Consider the following 19,853-nt stretch of genomic DNA (forward strand, 5'->3'; position numbering starts at 1 on the left):
CCACGCGGCACTTGAACTGCCGAATTCAGCGCCAGTGAGTTGTGGCTTCCTCTGCGCAGGTGGCTGGCAAGTGGGGGGCGGCTGGTCATGAAAAACTCCGGGGGGCGGACCGAAGCGCCCCCGCGCCTCGTGCCGCCCCCCGTGAGGTACTGCCCGTCTTCCCGCCCCGCTGATCAGACCGGGATGTGATCCGAGATGATGGGCTCCGGCATGCCCCGCGGGCGGCGTCCGAGCTGGGTACGGAGGACCGCGCCGAAGCCCACCAGCACCGCCGCCACGATCACCAGCGGTCCCAGCACCGGAATCCGTCCCACCACCAGCAGGAGCAGCAGCCCCAGCGCCATCACCATCGCTTGCGTCTTGCGGCCGCGCATCACCGGCAGCCGCGTGCCGATGCTGCTCGCCACCGCCGTGAAGCCCACCGCCGCCGCCAGGGGCGGGAGCATCCACAGCGCCACCGCCACCGGAATGCCGACGATCGTCACCGCCAGGACGATGGACACCACGAACAGCGGGATGGCCGCGGGAATCAGCGCCACCACCCCCGCCAGTCCCACCAATCCGCCCGCGAGCGGCTTCGTCTGGATGTCCTCCGCCAGCGCCTTCATCCGCGCCGGGAAGAGCATCTGTCCCAGGAAGCCCAGCCCGAACATCACCGCGAACTGGATGAGGAAGCCGGCGAAGCCGCCGCCGCTGTCCCGCTCCTCCTGCTCGTCATGGTCGGCGTGCGCGTGCTTGGCCTTCTTCAGCTCGCCGGAGATCACCTTGCCGAGCTTCGCGCCGCCGAAGGACTCGGTGCTGCCCTCGACGCGCGCTCCGTCCTGCTTGATGACGGCGCCGCCGAAGGACGAGACGTCTCCCTCCACCACGGCGCCCGGGCCGAGCACCACGTTGCCGCCGAAGGCGTGAGCGTCTCCCTCCACGTGGCCGTTGATTTCCAGGTTGCCGCCGAAGACGACCGCGTCGTCGTCCACGTGGCCCTTCACCGTCAGGTTGCCGCCGTAGACGACGGCGCTGTCCACCGACTCGCCCTCCTTGACCTCGATGGAGCGGCCGCGGGCCACCACGTCACGTGAGCCGTTGCTGGCCTTCCGCGCCTCCTTCATCTTCTTGCGAATGCGCTCCTTCACCTCGTCCTCGTCCACGGCGTTCTCGGCCACCTCGTCCGCGTCGTGCTGGGGCATGGGCGGAGGGGGAGCCACGGCGGGCATGGGAGGAACCGGAGGCACGGGGGCCGCCACCGCGCTGCCCTGGGCTGCTTCCGCACCCTTGGAGCGCACCGTGAAGATGCCGTCGTTCTCCTCCAGCTGCAGCGAGTGGGCGCGAGCCACGGTGCGCAGCGCCTGCCGGGCGCTGACGCCATTGAGGTAGACCTCGGCGGGAGCGTCCATCGGGCCGATGAGCACCAGGTTGAGCCCGCCCTCCTCGGAGAGCTCCTGGAGCACGTCCTTCAGCGAGCCGCGGGCATGGACGCTGATGAGGTCCTCGGCCTGCGTATCGGTGTCCTGCGTCTGGGCGAGGGCGAGGGGCGAGGCGAGCAGGGCGGCGGAGAGCAGCAGGCCCCGGGTATTGAAGGGTTTCATGGCGACACTCACGCTTGAGAAGGGGTGGGACCGTTGCGGACCAGCCGCTTGAGACCGAACACGGAAGAGAGGATGACGAAGGCGACCAGGGCGACCAGCGGGCCGGCGGCGGTGCTCCACAGCGCGTGGACTCCGCTCATCAGGGCCTCGGTGAAGGCCGTGCCGCCCACCAGGGTGCGGGCCATCGTCTTGCCCAGCCCGCTCAGGGCGGCGTCGCTGGTGAGCAGCAACCCGAGCCCCATCATCAGCGAGGCCCCGAGGATGGACAGGCCCGTCCACAGCTCGCGGCGCACGGGCGTGGGCTCGGCGGCCACCCGCGCCATCACCTTGTGCACCAGGTCCGGCGGGGGGAGCGGATCCGCCAGCCGGCACAGATCCTTCTCCAGCAGCCGGTGCTCCTCGATGATGGCGGTGCACAGCGGGCAATGCCCGGCGTGCTCCAGGGCGGGACCTTCGCCGGCCTCCAGCTCCGTGAAGAGCACCTCGAGGTCCGGGCACTCGATGGGCGTGGGCGTCATGTCGGCTCCTCCGTGCTCATCTGCTTGCGGAGCTTCTCCCGGGCCCGGAACAGGCGCGCCATGATGGTGCCGGGCGCGCAGCCCAGGACCTGGGCGATCTCCTTCGTGGTGCGCTTCTGGACGTAGTAGAGCGCCAGCACCTCCCGGTCGTCGGCGGACAGGGTGGCGAGCGCCGCCTCGAGCGACTGGCGCTCCTGGCGGGCGATGGCGCCGTCCTCGAGCGAGGCCTCTCCGCTGGGGAGGACCTCCTTCATGGACTCGAGCTCCTCCGTCTTCACCTTGGTGCGCCGGCGCAGCAGGTCCAGGCACAGGTTGCGGGTGATGGCCATCACCCAGAGATCGAAGGGGCGCGAGTCGTCGTACTTGTGGAGGTTCTGGTAGGCGCGGAGGAAGGCCTCCTGGGCGATCTCGGAGGCCTCCGCCTCGTTGGCGAGCAGGCGCAGGGCCAGGCCATAGACCGGGCGCTGCACGCTGCGCACGAGCGACTCGAAGGCCGACGGGTCCCCGCGCCGCGCGGCGGCCACATCCGCCTTCCAGGGAGTGGCCGGAGCGTCATCGGCCATCAGCATGCCGATGGCCCGGGCGAGGTCCGCGACGTTTGCTGCGTTGAGGGAGAGAGCGTTCACGCCCAGGTCTACGGAACATGTCCCGCCCGATTGCACCGCCGCGAAAATCGGCGGCCCCTGTCACTTTTTCTTCCGTGATTCCGGGCGCTTGGCCGCCTGCTCGCGCCGGGCCTGATCCTTGGCGTCCTTTTTCTGCCGTTGGCGCTCGAGGAATCCGGCCGAGGGCTGGGAGGGGCGGTGCTCCTGGGACTTGGGGGCCTGGGTCCGCCTGCCGGGGGAGGGGGCGCCCTCCGGAGCCGGGGTGCGCCGGGCGGCCCGGGGGCCCGCCGTGGGAGCCGCCTTGGGTCCTCCCCTGGGGCCGGACACGGGAGGCGTGGAGCCGGGAGCCTTGCGGGGCCCCCGGGGCGCGAAGGCCGTGTCGCCGGACTCCCGCTCGCCGTCCCGGTCCTCGACGGGCGCGCGCCAGGACTCGCGGATCTGCTGAGCGGAGTCCTCCGCGTACTCGAAGTGGAAGAGCCGCTTGATGACGAGGGTGGCGTAGGCGCCGGGGGGCAGGGTGAAGGCGATGTTGACCTTGAGGTAGCCCCGGTTGAGGTCGTCGTTCTGGACGCGGCCGATGACGAGCTTGTGCGGGATGACGACGGTGGGGCGCTCCTCGTGCTTGAAGAAGAGCATCCGCCGGGCCTCCTCGACGCGGAGATCCTCCAGCTTCAGCTTCTCGCGGCCGAGCACCCAGTCCACGGCCTGCTTCACCTTCGGATCCTCGAAGGTGCTGTCCGGGGCGAGCAGCGGGAAGGTGGAATTGCGCAGCGTCTCGAGCACCTCGAGGTCCGCGTCGCGGTGGAAGAGCAGGGTGCCCGCCTGGTACTTCAGGGGGAAGAGGTTCTCGCGAGGCAGCAGCAGCTGGAGGTAGCGCCGCACGCCCTCGTTCCAGAGGTAGCTCTGGTAGGTGAAGAGCAGCATGGCGCGGTAGGACGCGTCGATCTGCAGGAAGGCGCGCAGGTAGTCGCCGGGGTGCTCGCGCAGGGACTTGAGGATGCGGTGGTACTTGCGGCTGCCCTCGAAGGGCACGCGCGCGTCCCACCGGCCCCAGTTCTCGCGCCAGAAGGCCTTCACCTTGGCGTCCTCGCTGCGGTCCAGTTCCGAGGGCTGGGCGAGGTAGTTGCGCAGCGCGGCCTCGAAGTCACCGCGGATGAGATCCTTGGCGATGAAGCCCTGGCCGTGCTTGAGCGAGCCGAAGCGCTGGCTGTCGAAGTAGTTCACCACGCCCAGGCGGTTGATCTCCGCGGCGGCGAGGTTGAGCGGGCCGATGGACTCCTCCGTCAGCATGCGCACGGTGACGGCGAAGCGGTTGGAGGTGATGTTGGCGGCCGACAGCGGCTGATCCGTGCGCCCCAGGTACTTCAGGCGCAGATCAGGGTCCTGCATGTCCACGTCCGCCCCATCCACCGCGATGAGCTGCTCGGTGCGGCCCTGCTTGTCCTTCAGGCCGCAGTAGGAGATGGAGCCGGGCCTGAGGCCGAAGGCGTCGCGGATACGGTCCGCCGCGTCGAAGGTGGACAGCTTCTGCTTGTCCATCAGGTAGACGCGGTGGCGGCCGCTCGGCACCTCGTCGAAGCGGTACGACTCCTTGACGGAGAAATCCTCGGGCTTCTGCTTGATTCGCACGGGGCTCCCTTAACAGCGAGGGTGGCCTGAGAGGAAGGAACGAATGGCCGGGGGGCCTGACAACCCGACAACCCGCGGCGTATCGTGCCACCCCCCATGAGACTCCTTCCCCTGCTCGCCCTGCTGACGGCCACTGGCTGTGCCTCGACCCTGTCCACCATGCAAACGGCGAAGCCGCTCACCCGGGGCCAGTTCCAGGTCTCCGGCGCGATGGGCGTCTTCGCCCCGGTGGGCCAGCTCGGCTCGCTGCTGAATGAGGGCATCATCCATGGCAAGGCGATCCGGGACACCATCGACTCCGGCCAGCCCTACCACCTGGAGGAGGCGGAGGCCCAGCGGCTGCTCGGGGTGGGCATGGCGCTGGCGGTGGCCCCTCCCGGTCCGGCCAACGAGCTGATGATCCGCACCGGCCTGCTGGAGTCCAACACCCTGGATCTGGGCCTGCGCCTGAGCACCACCTCCCTGCGCTTTGACGGCAAGGTGCGTCTGGCGCACGGCGGCGATCCCGACGACTCCCTCCTGCCGGACTACCAGCGCAAGTCGTATGACCTGGCCATCGGCGTGGGCTACTCGCGCCACGTCTTCAAGAGCCCCGTCCTGGACGCGCTGGAGATCGTGAAGATCGACGATTTCTCCCGCTGGGACCTGGAGGTCCCCGTCTACCTGAGCATGGACCTGGGAGACATCTTCAAGGTGTACGCGGCCCCCAAGTACATCTACAGCCGCACCTCGCTGGACTCGCGGCTGGTGGACGCCGCCCAGTCCGGCCAGGACGTGACGGGCTTCGATCTGTCCCTGCCGGCCGAGGTGTCCAGCCACTTCTACGGCGCCAGCGTGGGCTTCGCCCTGGGCTTCAGGTACGTCCACCTCTATGCCGAGCTCACCGGCGGCTACACCGACTGCCGCCCCGTCGTCTTCGGACAGCGGCGCGATCTGGGGGGGGTCACCCTGTACCCATCCATTGGCATCGCCTTCAAGAACCCCCTGCCGTTCGGCAGCCGGGCGTCCCGTTCCGAGACTCCGCCAGCCCCGCAAAACCCGGTTTCGGTTCCCTGAAGCGGCCTTCCAGGCGGGCGTCCGTGGCCGTTCCGGCGCTCCACCGGCTCTGGTAGTGTCCCGCCGGTTCCGTCGAAGTCCGGACCGTCGAGGTCTCGCGCGTGAGTCAAGGTTCCACCCAATCCGCAAAGTCCCTCAACCCGCGGGGGCCGCACCTCAAGGGGCGGTTCCCGGATGGAACGACCGGGGATTACCCCCTCGGAGAGATGACGACCCTGGGCCGTCATCCGTCCAACACGGTGCGGCTGGTGGACCGCGAGGTATCCAAGGAGCACGCCACCATCGAGCGGATGGGGCGCGACTTCATCCTGCGGGATCTGGGCTCGTCCAACGGCACGTTCGTCAACGGGCGGCGCGTGGCGGAGCTGCGGCTGCGGGACGGGGATGAGATCAGCCTGGGCACCTCGAAGCTCGTCTTCCACACCGGGGAGCCGGTGGCGGCCTCCGCTCCACCCGTGCCGGGCCCCAGCTCCGTTCCGGGACGGGCCGCGCCCCGGGTGACGGTGGTGGCGCAGTCGCACTCCATCCCCGCGTTCCTCGCGCAGATGGATCAGCAGGTGCCGCAGAACTTCCGGCCCGCCGAGCAGATCCAGGAGCTGGCCACCCTCAAGCGCGAATACGAGAAACTGCGCATCGCCTACGAGTTCCACCGCCAGGTGAGCCAGCAGGGCAAACAGGCGGACCTCTTCGAGCAGATCCTCTCGGTGGCCTTCCAACTGCTGGCGGCGGACCATGGCGTCATCCTCAAGCCGGGCGCGGACGGCCAGTTCAACGCCGTGGCGATGAAGCACCGGCAGGGCAGCCAGCCCAACGTGATGGTCTCCGACACCGTGCTGCAGAAGGTGGCCGAGACGAAGAAGGGCGTGCTCACCGCGGACGCCATCATCGACGAGCGCTTCTCCTCCTCGGAGAGCATCGTGGCGCAGGGCATCCGCTCGGCCATGGCGGTGCCGCTGCTGGCCAAGGGCAAGCTGGAGGCGGTGCTGTTCCTGGACTCGCGCCAGCAGACCAACGCCTTCTCGGAGAAGGATCTGACCATCCTCTCGGGCATCGCGGCGCAGGCGGCCATTGCCCTGGAGAACGCGGCGCTGGGCGAGCAGATCCAGGCCGAGGCCATCACCCGCGCCGAGCTCAGCCGCTTCCTGTCGCGCGCGGTGGCCGAGGCGGTGATCCGCGGCGAGACGGAAGACCTGCGGCAGAGCCGGCTGGCGGAAGTGACGTGCCTGTTCGCGGACATCCGTGGCTTCACCACCCTGTCGGAGAACGAGTCTCCGCAGGAGGTGGTGTCCATGCTCAACGAGTTCTTCACCCTGATGGCGGGCGTGGTGTTCCGCCACGAGGGGAACCTGGACAAGTTCATCGGCGACTGCGTGATGGCGGTGTGGGGCCCTCCCTCGCCGCACACGGACGATCCGGCGCGGGCGTTGCGCGCGGCGCTGGAGATGCAGGACGCGGTGGAGGTGCTCAACGGCTCGCGCATGGCGGCGGGCAAGCGGCCCATCGAGGTGGGCATTGGCGTGAACACCGGCCAGGCCGTCGTGGGCTACATGGGCAGCACCGAGCGCCATGAGTTCACCGCCATTGGCGACACGGTGAACACGGCCTCGCGCCTGTGCGGCCTGGCCCGGGGTGGCGAGGTGGTGGCCAACCAGAGCACCGTGCTCAAGGCGGGCACCGGCTTCGAGGTGGAGCCCATGCCCGTCACCCAGGTCAAGGGCAAGGAGAAGGGCGTCCAGGCGTTCCGCGTCCTCGGGTTGGAGATCACCAACTCCCAGCGATGAAGACCTTGAACTGCCCCAGCTGTGCGCGCGTGCACGACGTGAGCGGCCTCGCGGATGGTCACGAGGTGGCGTGTGCTTGTGGTGCCCGCTTCCCGGTGCGGACCGCGTCTCCCTCCGAGCTGGAGCCCGTGCTGTCCGCGCCCACGCTGGTGCGCCCGTCGTTGCCCGTGCCCGCGGTGGGGACGGCGCTGGAGCTGCGGGGACAGGAAGCGGAGAACACGTCCCTGGGTGGCGCGGTGGAGCTGCCGGGCTACGAGCTGGTGCGCGTGCTGGGCCGGGGAGGCATGGGCGAGGTGTGGCTGGCCCGGCAGAAGTCGCTGCACCGCATGGTGGCGGTGAAGATCCTGCCGCCGCGGCTGGCGAAGGATCCCGAGTTCGTCACGCGCTTCGACAAGGAGGCCACGGCGCTCGCGGCGCTCAACCACCCCAACATCGTGCAGATCATCGATCGCGGGGTGGCGGGGGACCACTACTACTTCGTGATGGAGTACGTGGAGGGGCGCTCGCTGCGCGACGTGATGCGCGAGCTGTCGCCTCCCGAGGCCCTGCGCGTGGCGCTGCAGGTGGCGCGGGCCATCGAGAGCGCGCACGACAAGGACATCATCCACCGCGACCTGAAGCCGGAGAACATCCTGCTGGACGGACGCGGGCTCGTGAAGGTGGCGGACTTCGGCCTCGCGGGCATCCGCCGGCCGGACTCGCGGCTGCAGCTCACCGCCACGTCGGTGGCCATGGGGACGCTCAACTACATGGCCCCGGAGCAGCGCCGGGACGCGAAGAACGTGGATGGGCGGGCGGATCTGTTCTCGTTCGGCGTGGTGCTCTACGAGATGCTCACCGGCGAGATTCCGGTGGGGCGCTTCAAGCTGCCGTCCGAGCGCGTGCAGGGGTTGGACGCGCGGGTGGATGAGATCGTGGCGCGGCTGCTGGAGAACGAGCCCGAGGCCCGCTACCCGAAGGCCGCCGAGCTGTGCCAGGCGCTGGAGGGGCTCGTGTCGAGCACCTCGATGCCTCCGGGGGCACTGCGGGCCCGGGAGGAGCTGAGCCCGGTGCACAGCCGGCTGCGGTCGGGCTGGCGCACGGTGCGGGCGGTGCTCACGGTGCTGGGCGGGCTGATGGTGATCTTCGCCGGGGCGAGGCAGGTGTGGGGTCCGGTGACCCTCTACCAGGGGACCACCGGAAAGGTGGTGCTCGGCTCGGTGTTTCCCCGGTGGGTGGCTTCGGGCAAGCCGTGGCCGGCCAACACGGATGGGGATCTGTTCGTGTTCTCGAGGATGGAGGACCAGACGGACGGGAAGGTGCGGTTGCGGGTGGACTTCCTGGAGGGCAAGGAGGAGCTGAATGCCCACGCGGGAACGTGGAAGCTGGAGAACGGGCGGCTCCACGTCATCCAGGGCGGCGATGAGACCAACGATGAGCAGTTGATTCCTCGCACGTACCTGGCCCACCGCTACTTCTCCAGCGACGATCTCTCCGTCGAGGCTCAGATGAGCGTGACCTCGCTGGACAAGGGCTACGTCCAGGAGCCGGACGCGCAGCACTTCGCCGAGTTGTCCTACCGCGTCACGGGCCTGCAGGTGTCTGTCTTCGCCATCCCGGAAGCGGGCATGCGGCTGGGCTGGAAGTACACCACCCCGGAGGGAGAGGTCGTCGCGGGCAACAGCGCACAGGACGCGGAGAGCTTGTTGCAGGACGAGACGCCCGTGCCCTCGCAACCCTTCCGCGTGAAGCTGCAGTTGAAGAAGAAGAAGAGCGGCGTGGAGGCGACCGCGTACCTCAACGGCGCCTCCGAGCCCTTCGTGACCCGGTTCCTGGCGGGATTCCCGGGGAGCTCGGCGAAGGTGGCGGTGGGGTGCCGCAACCTGGTCTGCACCTTCGACGACGTGGTGGTGCGGGGCATCCAGACGAAGAAGTCCGCGCACACCGACAAGGTGGCGGAAACCCAACAGGAGTGACGGGAGGCCTCGTCCTGGAGGACGAGTCCGCGTCCGGGGGTGCACGGGAGTCTGCGCCCGGTGTGCTCTTGCCGAAGGCGGGATGCATCTCCACCTTTGGCCGGGCCGCGGTCCATCCGTGAGCGCGAGCCGTGGTGTGGACTCCGGGTCGAGGGGGAGCCATGGACTTGCGGTGGGCATTCGCCCCGCTGTACGCGGCGGGCCTGGGTGCACTGGTGGTCGCGGCGTTCGCCTTTGGCCGCAAGGACGCCCGGGCCTTCATGCCGCGCTGGCCGATGGCGTGGTTCGGGCTGCTGGCGGGGCTCTTCGCGCTCGTCGCGCTGCGCTACCGGGCCGGTCCCTTCATGTGGGTGTCCCCGGGAAAGCTCGGGGAAGGGCTGGGTCTGGCGTTGCTGGTGGTGGCGGCGGGGCTGGCGGTGCTGGGCTCGCGGATCTGGGTGCGCGCGGATGCGCTGCGGGCCGAGGCGCCCCGGAGCATCGACGAGGGCGTGGCGGAGCTGCGCGCGGGGCGCTCGCCGGGGTGGGGCGTGTACCGGGGCCGGCTGGCATCGAGCGAGCAGGTGACGTCCCCAGGCGGCGTGGTGTGCGCCTTCTACGAGGCGGAGTTGCGCGGCGTCATGCCGGACGGGAGCAAGGGTCCGCTGCTGTCGATGGAGCGGGCGTACGCGCCGGTGATGCGGGTGAGGGGAGAGCGGGCGGAGGCGGCGGTGAGCTTCTCGCCGGAGCTGCTGCTGGCGCCGGTGCGCATCCTCCGTTGTCAGGTGAGCCAACCCCTGGCGGAGACGGGCACCGGCGTGCCGGCGGAGGGCCAGGTGGTGGAGGAGTCGCTCTCGTACGAGCGGGTGGGGCGGCTCGGCGAGGAGTGCCTGGTGGTGGGCGAGCTGCGGCGGGGGCCGGTACCGGGCGTGTACGAGCTGCGGGGGAAGCAGGGAGGCCCGGCCATGGTCATCCTGGGCAACGCGGGCGAGGGCACGGGCACGGTGCTGGCACGGCGGGCCTGGAAGCTGTTCGCGCTGGCCGGAGGGCTCACGGTGGTCTCCGCCTGGGTGCTCGCGGGCTGAGGCAATCTGCCCCTCGGGGGTGCTTTGCCCCAAAGGGGCGCTCCGGGGGCGCTGTTACCGACCGTAACAAAGGTTACGAATCCACACTGGACGCGGTGCGACAGCGTGGGCCGGTCAGAGTGCGGGTTCTATGGTACGGACGTTGCGTTCGCAGCGTCCAGGCACCCATTGACCCCAACCCCAGGGAAGCCATGAAGAATGCTCGACTTGCCGTACTGATCGTCTCGGGGGGACTCTGCTCGGCCACCACCGCACTGGCCCAGACCCCCACCCCCGGCACGGGTGACGCCACCCCGCCGTCCGCCACGCAGCCCGCCCCGGTTCCGACGCCGCCCCCGGCTGCCCCGCCAGCTCCCGCCGCCGACAACGACGACGAGAACATCTTCCGGTTCTACGGCATCCTCACCCCTCGCTTCGTGGCGGCCACCGGGGCGATGGAGTCCTTCAGCCAGCCCAACGAGTCCGCCGTCACCGCCGCGGGCAACCCCGTCATCTCCAACCTCCCGGACCAGGCCCGTCATACCTTCCAGGTGGCGCAGTCGCGCCTGGGCTTCTGGCTCAACGAGAAGGGACCCCTGAGGGCGCAGGTCGAAATCGACTTCATCGACTTCGCCAAGGCCACGCCCACCGTGGCCAGCCTGCCCCGGCTGCGCATCGCGCGCGTGGACTACACCATCGCTCCCGGCCACAGCGTGGCCCTGGGGCAGGACTGGGATCTGCACGCCCCCATCAATCCGCACGGCATCAACCTGGTGGGTGGGCTCTTCCAGTCGGGCAACAGCGGCTTCATGCGCCAGCAGTTCAAATACTTCTACACCACGCCGAGCTTCGAGCTGGGCGCGGCGGTGGGCTTTCCCGCTCCCAACGTCACGCCCAAGGACGCGGGCTTCGAGATTGGTGCCCTGCCCACCCTGGCGGTGCGAGGCACCTACAAGTTCGGCAAGAGCCGGGCCGGTGTTTCGGCGATCGCCACGCGGATTCCCTTCAACTTCGGGGCCCCGGACGAGCGCTACGCCGCCGCCTTTGGCGCCACGCTCTTCTCCGAGCTGACGCCTTCCGACAACACCAACATCCGGGTGGAGCTCAACTTCGGGCAGAACACCGCCAACCTGGGCGTGCTGTCATTGGCGCAGGGCCGTGCCGCCACGGACGTGCAGGAGCTCGGCGGCTACGTCTCGGTCCGCCAGGTGCTGACGGGGATTCATGCCGTCTACGGCATGGCGGGCTATCAGAAGGTGCTCGATCCCTCGAAGGTGGTGCCCAGCTACGACACGCCCGCCACGGGCGGCGCCACCCTCACGGGCACCGGTCCGGGCATGCTGCACAACGGCACGGTGCGCGTGGGCTATGAGATCAAGCCCCACCGCCTGCTGGCCTTCGTGCTGGAGGGCTTCCTCTTCCAGTCGCACCACCGGCTGCAGGCGGCGGACGCGCCGAATTTCGAGGCGGAGCGCACCTCGCTGGGCATCGAGACGGGCGCCATCCTGACCTTCTGAGGCAGAGGCCTGCGCAGGTCATGCACCCAGGTCCGCGCCCAGGGGCTCTCGATCCTGCATCGAGACCACCTCGGGGGCGGGCTGCTGCTCGGGGAGCCTGGGAAGGCGGATGCGCACGCGAGTGCCCTCGCCCTCCCGGCTCTCCAACTCCACCTGGCCTTCGTGGAGCAGGAGGATGCCTCGTGAGAGGTACAGCCCCAGGCCCATTCCACCGCGGTCATGGGGCGTCCCCGCGTGGGGGCGGTAGAAACGCTCGAAGAGCCGCTCCCGCTGCTCCTCCGAGATGCCAATGCCCTCATCCCGGATGGAGATCTCCACCTCCTCTCCCTCCACATGGAGGGAGACCTCCACGGGGGTTCCCGCGGCCGAGTAGCGCGCGGCGTTGTCCATCAGCTCGGTGAGCACCTGCTCCAGCCGCGCCCGATCGCCCAGCACCCACGCGTCCGGTCCCGGGCGCATGTGGATGGGGTGGCTCGGATGGTGGGCGGCGGTGCTCGCGGCGGCGGCTTCCACCAGCGCGCGCAGACGCAGCTCCGTCTTCTCGAAGTGCAACCGGCCGAGCTGGAGCTGGGAGGCATCCAGCAACGTGCGCACCACGCGGTCCATCCGGTCCGCGCCCCGGCTGATGCCCTCGAGCAACCGGCGCAGGGCGGGGGCCGGATGCGCCGTCCGGCAGGCGAGCTGGGCGAAGGACTTCATCACCGCCAGGGGCGTCTTCAACTCGTGCGCGGCCATCTTCACGAACTCGCTCTGGAGGCGCTCCAATTCGACGGCCTGGGTGATGTCGCGAGACACCGTCACGGCGGCCACGACACGGCCCGACTCGTCCCGGATGGGGGCGGCGTTCACCCGCAGGATGCGCTTCCGGTTCTGCGGGGGCTGGGTGATGACGAGCTCGGAGTCGTTCACCTGCTCTCCCCTCAAGGCCCGGGCGAGGGGCAGGGTGTCGAAGGCCAGCTCCTGCCCATCCAACCCCTGGGGGGGATGCGCCCAATACGAGGTGTCGAGCTCACTGCCCGCGGATGAGGCTTTCCCGAAGAGCGTCAGCGCGGCCCGGTTGGCGAGGGTGACGCGTCCCTCGGTGCCGACCACGACGACGGCTTCGACCATGCTCTCGATGACGGCCTGGAGCTCCGCCGAGCGCCGCTGGACCTGGGCGAGCAGCCGCAGCCGCTCCTCTTCCTGGCGCTGGCGTTCGGCGAGCGTGCGGATCAGGGCCCGGGTCCTCTCCGAGCGGGCCATGACGATGCCGCTCGCTCCCAGCCCCATCCAGAGCAGCACGCCCAGGGCCACCAGGAACGACCGCTGGTGGTGGACGTCCGAGAAGAGCGTGTCTTCCTTCGTCGAGGCGAACACCCTCCAGCCGGAATTCGGGACGCTCACCTGGGTAGTCCACCATCCTCGGTCCAATCCGTGCGCGTGCTCCCACGTTCGCAGGTCCTCGAGTGTGAGCTCGGCCAGGCTGCGCGGGGAGCGTCCGCGCCCGCGTGCCCAGGTGAGGAGCTCCTCCCCCCTCGGGTGAGCGATGAGCAGGCCGTGGGGGCTGACGAGATAGAGGGACTCCGTGGGAGAGACATTGGCCTGACGGACCACCTCTCCCACCAAGGGGAGGATGAGATCCACGCTCACGACACCCCGCTGCCGGCCCTGGTCGTCGAAGAAGGCCCGCGTCAGGGACACGTACGTCTGTCCCATGTCGAAGTAGGGCTCGGTGATGGAGATCTGCTCGCCCCGCCGCCATGCCTGCTGGTACCAGTCCTGGCGGGGGTAGTCATAGACGGCGGTGGACCATTGGTAGGAGAGGACCTGGTCCTGGTGGATGTAGGGGCCCATGTAGTGCACGCCGGGCGCGAACTGGCCGGGCTCGAACCACACCCCGAGCCCATGGATCACGTGCTTCGGAGCGGAGGCCAGCATCCGGTGGAGCAGCGCCTCGATCTCCTGCCGCTCCCGGAGGGGACCCGAGAGCGAAGCCAGGGAGTCGAGGAGCTGCTCCGCGGCCTGGAGCTGGGAGCCGAGTCCGGAAGCCAGTTCACGAGCGCGAGCCGTCTGTTGGGCAAGGGCTTCCTGCTCCTGTCCGTGAAGCGCTCTCTGGGCAAACACGAGCAGGCCACCGGTGAGCGCCACGCCCAGTCCCACGACCAGCAGCAGGGCGAGCGAGGGCAACCAGCGTGCCGGCCTCTGCCGGCGATATCCCTCCTGGTGTTCACCTCGTGGCGATGGAATCCCTCCGGCTCATCATTCATGGATGAGGACGAGTGGGGAGAGCGCCAAGAGGGCGGTAGGGCGGCCCGTTCGTGCGCCATAGGCCCGGGCATCGGGGCTACCCCTCGTCCGCGATGCCGCACACCTGATCGTTGGTCAATCGTTGGTCAATGGCGAGGAACTTCCCCTCTCCCCTCGGGAGAGGGACGGGGTGAGGGTATCGAGAGCCCTGAGTTGAATCCGAGTGTACTGCGCCTCAGGAGAGGCTCTGCGGATCTGCGATGGACTGACGGAATCTGGCTTGTAGAGCTTTCCCTTGCCGACACTACGGCACATCACCCGGGGCGAAGCCCTGAACGAACACCAGATTCTGGCACGCTGAATCGGCGTCACCATCACGGCAGAAGCCGCCACGAGCCAACCCGGGGACTTCGATACCCTCACCCCGTCCCTCTCCCGAGGGGAGAGGGGTTGTTGGTTCGCCGGGATGAAGATTGTTGGGAGGGACGGGTGAACGGGGCTCAGCCCTCGTCCGCGATCCCGTACTCCTTGAGCTTCCGTCCCAGCGTGTTGCGGCCGATCTGCAGCACCTTCGACGCCGCCGTCCGGTTCCCCTTCACCGAGTCCAGCACTCGCAGGATGTGCCGCTTCTCCACCTCGGCCAGGGGCAGCAGCTCCCCGGTGCCGATCTCCGTCACCGTCTCACCAGACTCCACCGGAGCCGGTGCCGCGCTCACCACCTTGGGCAGGGGCAGGTGCTCCTCGAGGATCTCCCCCTCGCACAGCACCACCGCGCTCTCGATGCAGTTCTCCAGCTCGCGCACGTTGCCCGGCCACCGGTAGCGCTTGAGCCGATCCAGCGCCACCCCGCTCAGCCTCGGCAATGGCAGCCGGTGCCGCTTCGCCGATGCCGCGATGAAGTGCCGCGTCAGCCGTTCGATGTCCTCCCCACCGCGCTCGCGCAGCGGCGGCAGCACCAGCTCCACCACCTTGATGCGGTAGTACAGGTCCTCCCGGAACTTCCCCTCCGACACCATCTTCACCAGATCCCGGTTCGTCGCCGCCACGATCCGCACGTCCACCTTGATCGTCTGCGTGCCGCCCACCCGCTCGAACTCCCGGTCCTGCAGCACCCGCAGCAGCTTGCCCTGCACCGGCAGCGGCAGCTCGCCAATCTCGTCGATGAACACCGTGCCGCCATCCGCCGCCTCGAACTTGCCCGGCACCCGGTGATCCGCCCCCGTGAAGGCTCCCTTCTCGTGGCCGAACAGCTCGTTCTCGATCAGCGACGCCGGCAACGCCGCGCAGTCCACCTTCACGAACGGCTTGTCCCGCCTCGGCCCGTTGACGTGTACCGCCCGTGCGAACAGCTCCTTGCCGCACCCGCTCTCGCCCCGCAGCAGCACCGTGGCGTCCGTGGGCGCCGCCTTCTGGATGAGCCGGTAGATGACCTTGAGCGGCTCGGACTCGCCGATGATCCGGTTGAAGAAGTAGCCCACCGGCGCCTGCGGCTGATCCTTCGCCCGCTGGAGCTCCTGGTACAGGCTCGTGCTCTGCAGCGCGTGGCTCACCTGCACCGCGATGGCCATCAGCCGCTCCACGTCGTCATCCGTGAAGCGCCCGCCTCCGCGCCGGTTGAGCACCTGGAGCACGCCGTAGATGGTGCCCCCCGTGTCCCGCAGCGGCACCGCGAGCATCGTCGTGGTCCGGTAGCCCGTCAGCCGATCGATGTCCGCGAAGAAGCGGCTCTCGCCCCGGGCGTCCGGCATGTTCACCGGCTCGCCGTGCTCGGCCACGTAGCCGGCCACGCCCTGGCCCACCTTCACCCGGATCTGCGACACCTCGGGCAGGTGCGCCGCCCTCGAGAACAGCTCGCCTCGCGCCGGATCCAACAGCCACAGCGTTCCCCGGTCCGCCTGCATCGTCACCGCGATGCGATCCATCAACGTCTGGAGGAACGCATCGAGATCGATCTCCCGTCCGACGAGCCCGCCGATCGGGAGCAGTACCTGGCTGATGTCCGGGGTGGAGGCCATGAGGGGGAGGGGGGGAAGCTCGAAGTCCAGGGGGACACTACCGCAGTGCGGGCCCATGCGCCCCTCCCCCTCACGCGCAGGCGGCCCCGAGCACGATGCGCTTGCCCTCGCGCGCGGGCTCGGTGGCGGAGAAGTGGTTGCGCGCCTCCTCGGCCATGTTCTCCACCTGCTCGTCGTTGTGCGCCGGGTCATGGTGGAACAGGAACAGCCGCTGCGCGTTCACCGCCGCGGCCACCTGCGCCGCGTCCACCATGGTGGAGTGCCCCCAGCCCTTCTTCGGGATGCCCTTCTGCCCGTTGTACTCGTCCGGGGTGTACTGCGCGTCCAGGCACAGCGCGTCCGCGCCCTCCATCCACTTGGCCACCCGCGGATCCAACGTGGCCAGGGAGATCTCCATGTCCGTGGCGTAGACGAAGCTGTGGCCGTCCGCCTCCACCCGGTAGGCCAGGCACCCCTGGGGATGCGGTGCGTCGAAGGGCGTCACCCGGAAGGGCCCCACCTCCACCGTGCGCCCGTGCAGCGCCGAGCCGAACGTCATCCGCGAGCGCATGGTGGACAGCGGCACCGGGAAGTTGGGCGGCTCCATCTGCCTGGCCAGCACCGACTCGAGCGCCTGCGCCCCGTCCGTGCCCGGGCCGTACAGCGTCAGCTCCGTGGTGGGCAGATAGCCCGGCGTGAAGAAGGGGAAGCCCTGCACGTGATCCCAGTGCAGGTGCGAGAAGAAGAGCGTGGCCTTGCGCGGGTCTCCCTCGCGCATCATCGCCTCGCCCAGCGCCCGGATGCCCGTGCCCGCGTCGAGGATGAGCCGGTGCCCCTGGCTCACCACCTCCAGACACGACGTGTTGCCCCCGATCTTCGCCGCGTGCGCCCCCGACACCGCGATGCTCCCCCTCACTCCGTAGAAACGCACTTCCATGGTCGCTCCTCCTCGAAGGCTGGGGCGGTCCGTTCTGGCCGCCCTCACGCGCTCTCCCCAGAGCAAGGACGTTGCCAACCTCAAATGGCCGGAATTGCTGGGTATCCAGGGCGGTGGGACAGATCGGCTGCGCCATTCCGGCGCACCTGGATGGAGCGCTCGGTCCGATCCGGATCGCCCGGGGGTGCGTGGGGCAGCCGGGCATTGTGTGGGAATGGACGCACATGGAAGACTCGGCGCGCCGCCCCTTGCGCGGCAAGAGGGGGAACTCCCGCGTGTATCCCGATCGTTTCCGGCTGCCCCAGGTCACCGAGCACGTGCTGACGTGGTTGGAGAGGCGCCGGCCCGGGTTCGGTGAGTGGGACGGTGAGGTGGAGGCGCAGCTGCTGGCCGAGGCGCGGCTGGCGCTGGCCGACGTGGCCCGGCGCTTCTCCGAGGTGGCGGTGGACCCGGGTTACTGGGGGCGCCTGGAGCGCAGCGTCTTCACCGTGGCGGTGCCGCGCTACTTCCAGCTGGCGCGCGAGCACCACGCGCTGCAGCGGCGCAAATACGGGCTGTGGCGCGGGGGGGATCTGCTCTCGCGCGTGGCCTACACGGGGGCGGGCATCGCCGCGGCGGTGGTGATCGCCGTGACGGCGGTACCGGACTGGATGGAGCCGCTGCCCTTCGCGTTCATCCTCTTCGGGCCCTTCCTGCCGGACATGCAGGAGTCTTATTTCGAGCGCCGCTACCGGCGGCAGCTCACCACGCTGGTGAGGGACATGGTCGTGGAACAGCAACAGCTCGAGGCATACCGGCCCCTGGACGAGTCCGTCCCGCCGGTGCCCGAGCGGCTCTCCGAGCCGGAGTCTCCGGAGCGGAGCGGTGGGTCGTCCTCGAATTCGAAGGAGAAGGTATGAGCAAGGCGGGAGATCAGATTCTCGCGGCCCTGAAGCAGCCCCGGATACGGATGCTCTGGCCCCTGGGCGTGCTGCTGTTCGGCGGCCTGTTCGCGTACAACGTGTGCACCGTCTACATCCGGCCGTACGAGAGCGGGGTGAAGCAGGTGATCCTGGGTGGGGAGAAGGGCATCCGGGACAAGGTGTACGGGCCGGGCCTGCACTGGGTGACGCCGGGGGCCGAGCGCATGCACCGCTTCCCCACGGATCTGCAGGTGCTGGAGATGGCGGACAACTCCGCCGAGGTGGGCGAGGGCGCGGAGCACCGCGTGGTGCGGGCCATCAAGATCCAGACGTCCGAGGGCTACACGGTGTCGGCGGACGTCACGGTGCTCTACCGCATCGAGAATCCGTACAAGGTGATGACGCAGATCGGCCCGGGGCGGCTGTACGAGGACTCGGCGGTGATTCCGCGCGCCGAGCAGGTGCTGCGCCGGACGCTGGGCGAGATGGACGCGGATGACTTCTACAAGGGAGACCGGCGCGACAAGGCGGTGGCGCAAGCGCAGAAGCTGCTCGTCTCGGAGCTGGAGTCCAAGGGCATCAAGGTGACGCACGTGCTGCTGCGGCAGTACCGGTACGACTCGCGCTACCAGCAGGCGATCGAACAGCGGAAGATCCAGGACCAATCGGTCTTCAAGAACATGGCGGAGGCCGCGGCGGCGCAGGCCGAGGCGGAGAAGAACAAGATCATCGCCGTGGGCCAGGCCACGGTGCAGGTGGAGCTGTCGCGCGGAGACGCGGAGGTGGCGAAGCTGCGCTCGGAGGCGGAGCTGTACCGGCGCACCAAGGCGGCCGAGGGAGACCTGGTGGTGAAGCTGGCCAAGGCCAAGGGCATTGAGTTGGAGAACGCGGCGCTGCGCGGGGCGGGCAGCGAGAACATGGTGGGCCTGAAGATGGCGGACGTGCTGGGCGGCACGCAGGTGATTGTCGTGCCCACGGACGGCGAGAGTGGAGTGAACCCGTTGGATCTCAACGCGGCGCTCCGGCGCTTCGACGTGAAGGGGATGTGAGCGCCATGAAGCGCATGGACTTGAGGATGCTGGGGTTGTTCGTGCTGTTGGCGCTGCCGGTGGTGCAGGGGTGCGCGTGCCACTCGACGGAGGCGAACGAGGTGGGTGTGCTCACGCGGAAGTTCACGCTGATGGGCTCGCGGGGCGTGCAGTCGGAGACGTATGCACCGGGCGCCACCTACTTCTTCTTCCCGCCGTTCTCCACGGACTGGGACACCTTCGAGACGAAGCTGCAGAACCTGCGGATGAGCGCGAAGGTCGAGGGAGAGAAGGGCCGGACGAACGACATCGAGTTCAAGACGGTGGACGGTAACGACATCGCGGTGGACGTGACGGTGGCCTGGCGTATCGATCCCGCGAAGGCGCCTCACCTGATGCAGAAGGTGGGGCGCACGACGCAGGACGTGGAGAACCGGCTGGTGCGGCCGGCGACGCGGGCGCTGGTGCGTGACGCATTGAACGTGCTGCGCTCGGAGGACTTCTACACGGCGGACAAGCGCTTCGCGGCGGCGGAGAGCGCGCGCAAGCTGCTGGAGGAGGCACTCCTGCCCGAGGGCGTCATCGTGGAGCAGGTGATTTTGCAGGAGCACCGCTTCAACCCCGAATACGAGAAGGTGATCCGCGAGAAGAAGCTGGCCGAGCAGACGGCGGAGAAGCTGCGCTCGGAGGCGCAGGCGGCGGCGGAGGAGGCCAAGCGCAACCTGGAGTCGGCGAAGGGAACGGTGTCGCAGAAGATCGCCCAGGCGATGGGAGAGCTGGAGCAGACGAAGCTGGGGGCGGACGCGGAGCTGGTGCGGGCCACCAACGAGGCGACGGCGATCCTCAAGGAGGCGGAGGCGAAGTCGAAGGGTATCGCCAAGGAGAACGAGGCGATGGCGGGGGCGGGAGGCCGGACGATGGTGAAGCTGCGGATCGCCGAGGCGCTGATGGGCAAGCAGATCATCTTCATGCCCAGCGGGCGCAGCGGAGCCACGCTGCAGACGATGGACATGAACCAGATCCTCACCCAGTACTCGGCGGCCAGGACCACGCAGACGTCGAGCAACCAGCAGTGAGCGAAA

The 19,853-nt window shown here is 69.1% G+C and carries 15 protein-coding genes; 8 read left to right on the forward strand and 7 right to left on the reverse strand.

Annotated features, from left to right (window positions below):
* Positions 1 to 173 precede the first annotated feature (173 nt).
* The 4 genes from BO221_RS25885 to truD form a co-directional block, all read right to left on the reverse strand.
* Positions 174 to 1,583: a hypothetical protein gene (locus BO221_RS25885; RefSeq protein WP_073563158.1), complete on the reverse strand. Its 1,410-nt coding sequence runs from the start codon at positions 1,581 to 1,583 to the stop codon at positions 174 to 176.
* 8 nt (positions 1,584 to 1,591) lie between these two features.
* Positions 1,592 to 2,101, reverse strand: coding sequence for a hypothetical protein (locus BO221_RS25890; protein ID WP_073563159.1), 510 nt, complete (start codon positions 2,099 to 2,101; stop codon positions 1,592 to 1,594).
* Positions 2,098 to 2,664 (reverse strand): RNA polymerase sigma factor, encoded by a 567-nt coding sequence (locus tag BO221_RS25895; protein ID WP_198956189.1) that lies wholly within the window; start codon positions 2,662 to 2,664, stop codon positions 2,098 to 2,100. The genes BO221_RS25890 and BO221_RS25895 overlap by 4 nt, the downstream gene beginning before the upstream one ends.
* A gap of 123 nt (positions 2,665 to 2,787) precedes the next feature.
* Positions 2,788 to 4,335 (reverse strand): tRNA pseudouridine(13) synthase TruD, encoded by a 1,548-nt coding sequence (truD, locus tag BO221_RS25900; protein ID WP_073563161.1) that lies wholly within the window; start codon positions 4,333 to 4,335, stop codon positions 2,788 to 2,790.
* A 96-nt stretch (positions 4,336 to 4,431) separates the two neighbouring features.
* Here truD and BO221_RS25905 point away from each other — a divergent pair, with 96 nt between their 5' ends.
* From BO221_RS25905 to BO221_RS25925, 5 genes are all read left to right on the forward strand, one after another.
* Complete coding sequence (locus tag BO221_RS25905; protein ID WP_073563162.1) at positions 4,432 to 5,391, forward strand: hypothetical protein; 960 nt, start codon at positions 4,432 to 4,434, stop codon at positions 5,389 to 5,391.
* A gap of 206 nt (positions 5,392 to 5,597) precedes the next feature.
* Positions 5,598 to 7,172, forward strand: a complete 1,575-nt coding sequence (locus BO221_RS25910) for an adenylate/guanylate cyclase domain-containing protein (RefSeq protein ID WP_233166259.1) — start codon at positions 5,598 to 5,600, stop codon at positions 7,170 to 7,172.
* Positions 7,169 to 9,127 (forward strand): serine/threonine-protein kinase, encoded by a 1,959-nt coding sequence (locus BO221_RS25915; protein WP_073563164.1) that lies wholly within the window; start codon positions 7,169 to 7,171, stop codon positions 9,125 to 9,127. The genes BO221_RS25910 and BO221_RS25915 overlap by 4 nt, the downstream gene beginning before the upstream one ends.
* 161 nt (positions 9,128 to 9,288) lie before the next feature.
* Positions 9,289 to 10,188, forward strand: a complete 900-nt coding sequence (locus BO221_RS25920) for a hypothetical protein (protein ID WP_073563165.1) — start codon at positions 9,289 to 9,291, stop codon at positions 10,186 to 10,188.
* A 191-nt stretch (positions 10,189 to 10,379) separates the two neighbouring features.
* Positions 10,380 to 11,684, forward strand: coding sequence for a hypothetical protein (locus BO221_RS25925; protein ID WP_073563166.1), 1,305 nt, complete (start codon positions 10,380 to 10,382; stop codon positions 11,682 to 11,684).
* An 18-nt stretch (positions 11,685 to 11,702) separates the two neighbouring features.
* Here the strand turns inward: BO221_RS25925 and BO221_RS25930 are convergent, their stop codons facing one another.
* The 3 genes from BO221_RS25930 to BO221_RS25940 all read right to left on the reverse strand — a co-directional run bounded on the left by BO221_RS25930 (position 11,703) and on the right by BO221_RS25940 (position 16,841).
* Entirely contained in the window at positions 11,703 to 13,850 is a 2,148-nt protein-coding gene (locus BO221_RS25930; protein ID WP_073563167.1) for an ATP-binding protein, read from the reverse strand.
* 560 nt (positions 13,851 to 14,410) lie between these two features.
* A complete protein-coding gene (locus BO221_RS25935) occupies positions 14,411 to 15,982 on the reverse strand; it encodes a sigma-54-dependent Fis family transcriptional regulator (RefSeq protein WP_073563168.1) in 1,572 nt (523 codons plus the stop codon).
* Positions 15,983 to 15,995: 13 nt separating this feature from the next.
* Entirely contained in the window at positions 15,996 to 16,841 is an 846-nt protein-coding gene (locus BO221_RS25940; RefSeq protein WP_073563169.1) for an MBL fold metallo-hydrolase, read from the reverse strand.
* Positions 16,842 to 17,116: 275 nt separating this feature from the next.
* Here BO221_RS25940 and BO221_RS25945 point away from each other — a divergent pair, with 275 nt between their 5' ends.
* Genes BO221_RS25945 through BO221_RS25955 form a run of 3 tightly spaced genes read left to right on the forward strand, consistent with a single transcriptional unit; the run spans position 17,117 to position 19,847 of the window.
* Complete coding sequence (locus BO221_RS25945; RefSeq protein ID WP_143195678.1) at positions 17,117 to 17,740, forward strand: hypothetical protein; 624 nt, start codon at positions 17,117 to 17,119, stop codon at positions 17,738 to 17,740.
* Positions 17,737 to 18,792 carry an SPFH domain-containing protein gene (locus BO221_RS25950; RefSeq protein ID WP_073563171.1) on the forward strand — a complete coding sequence of 352 codons (1,056 nt, stop codon included), beginning with the start codon at positions 17,737 to 17,739 and terminating at the stop codon, positions 18,790 to 18,792. Before BO221_RS25945 ends, BO221_RS25950 begins: the two co-directional genes overlap by 4 nt.
* A gap of 5 nt (positions 18,793 to 18,797) precedes the next feature.
* Complete coding sequence (locus tag BO221_RS25955) at positions 18,798 to 19,847, forward strand: SPFH domain-containing protein (RefSeq protein ID WP_073563281.1); 1,050 nt, start codon at positions 18,798 to 18,800, stop codon at positions 19,845 to 19,847.
* The last annotated feature ends 6 nt before the right edge of the window (positions 19,848 to 19,853 follow it).

This window comes from Archangium sp. Cb G35, from assembly GCF_001896145.1.
Taxonomy (GTDB): Bacteria; Myxococcota; Myxococcia; order Myxococcales; family Myxococcaceae; genus Archangium; species Archangium violaceum.

Coding starts and splice junctions, on each gene's coding strand:
- BO221_RS25925 (WP_073563166.1), top strand. CDS start 10,380: ATGAAGAATGCTCGACTTGCCGTACTGATCGTCTCGGGGGGACTCTGC.
- BO221_RS25895 (WP_198956189.1), bottom strand. CDS start 2,664: ATGGCCGATGACGCTCCGGCCACTCCCTGGAAGGCGGATGTGGCCGCC.
- BO221_RS25935 (WP_073563168.1), bottom strand. CDS start 15,982: ATGGGCCCGCACTGCGGTAGTGTCCCCCTGGACTTCGAGCTTCCCCCC.
- BO221_RS25890 (WP_073563159.1), bottom strand. CDS start 2,101: ATGACGCCCACGCCCATCGAGTGCCCGGACCTCGAGGTGCTCTTCACG.
- BO221_RS25885 (WP_073563158.1), bottom strand. CDS start 1,583: ATGAAACCCTTCAATACCCGGGGCCTGCTGCTCTCCGCCGCCCTGCTC.
- BO221_RS25915 (WP_073563164.1), top strand. CDS start 7,169: ATGAAGACCTTGAACTGCCCCAGCTGTGCGCGCGTGCACGACGTGAGC.
- BO221_RS25920 (WP_073563165.1), top strand. CDS start 9,289: ATGGACTTGCGGTGGGCATTCGCCCCGCTGTACGCGGCGGGCCTGGGT.
- BO221_RS25940 (WP_073563169.1), bottom strand. CDS start 16,841: ATGGAAGTGCGTTTCTACGGAGTGAGGGGGAGCATCGCGGTGTCGGGG.
- BO221_RS25905 (WP_073563162.1), top strand. CDS start 4,432: ATGAGACTCCTTCCCCTGCTCGCCCTGCTGACGGCCACTGGCTGTGCC.
- BO221_RS25950 (WP_073563171.1), top strand. CDS start 17,737: ATGAGCAAGGCGGGAGATCAGATTCTCGCGGCCCTGAAGCAGCCCCGG.
- BO221_RS25910 (WP_233166259.1), top strand. CDS start 5,598: ATGACGACCCTGGGCCGTCATCCGTCCAACACGGTGCGGCTGGTGGAC.
- BO221_RS25955 (WP_073563281.1), top strand. CDS start 18,798: ATGAAGCGCATGGACTTGAGGATGCTGGGGTTGTTCGTGCTGTTGGCG.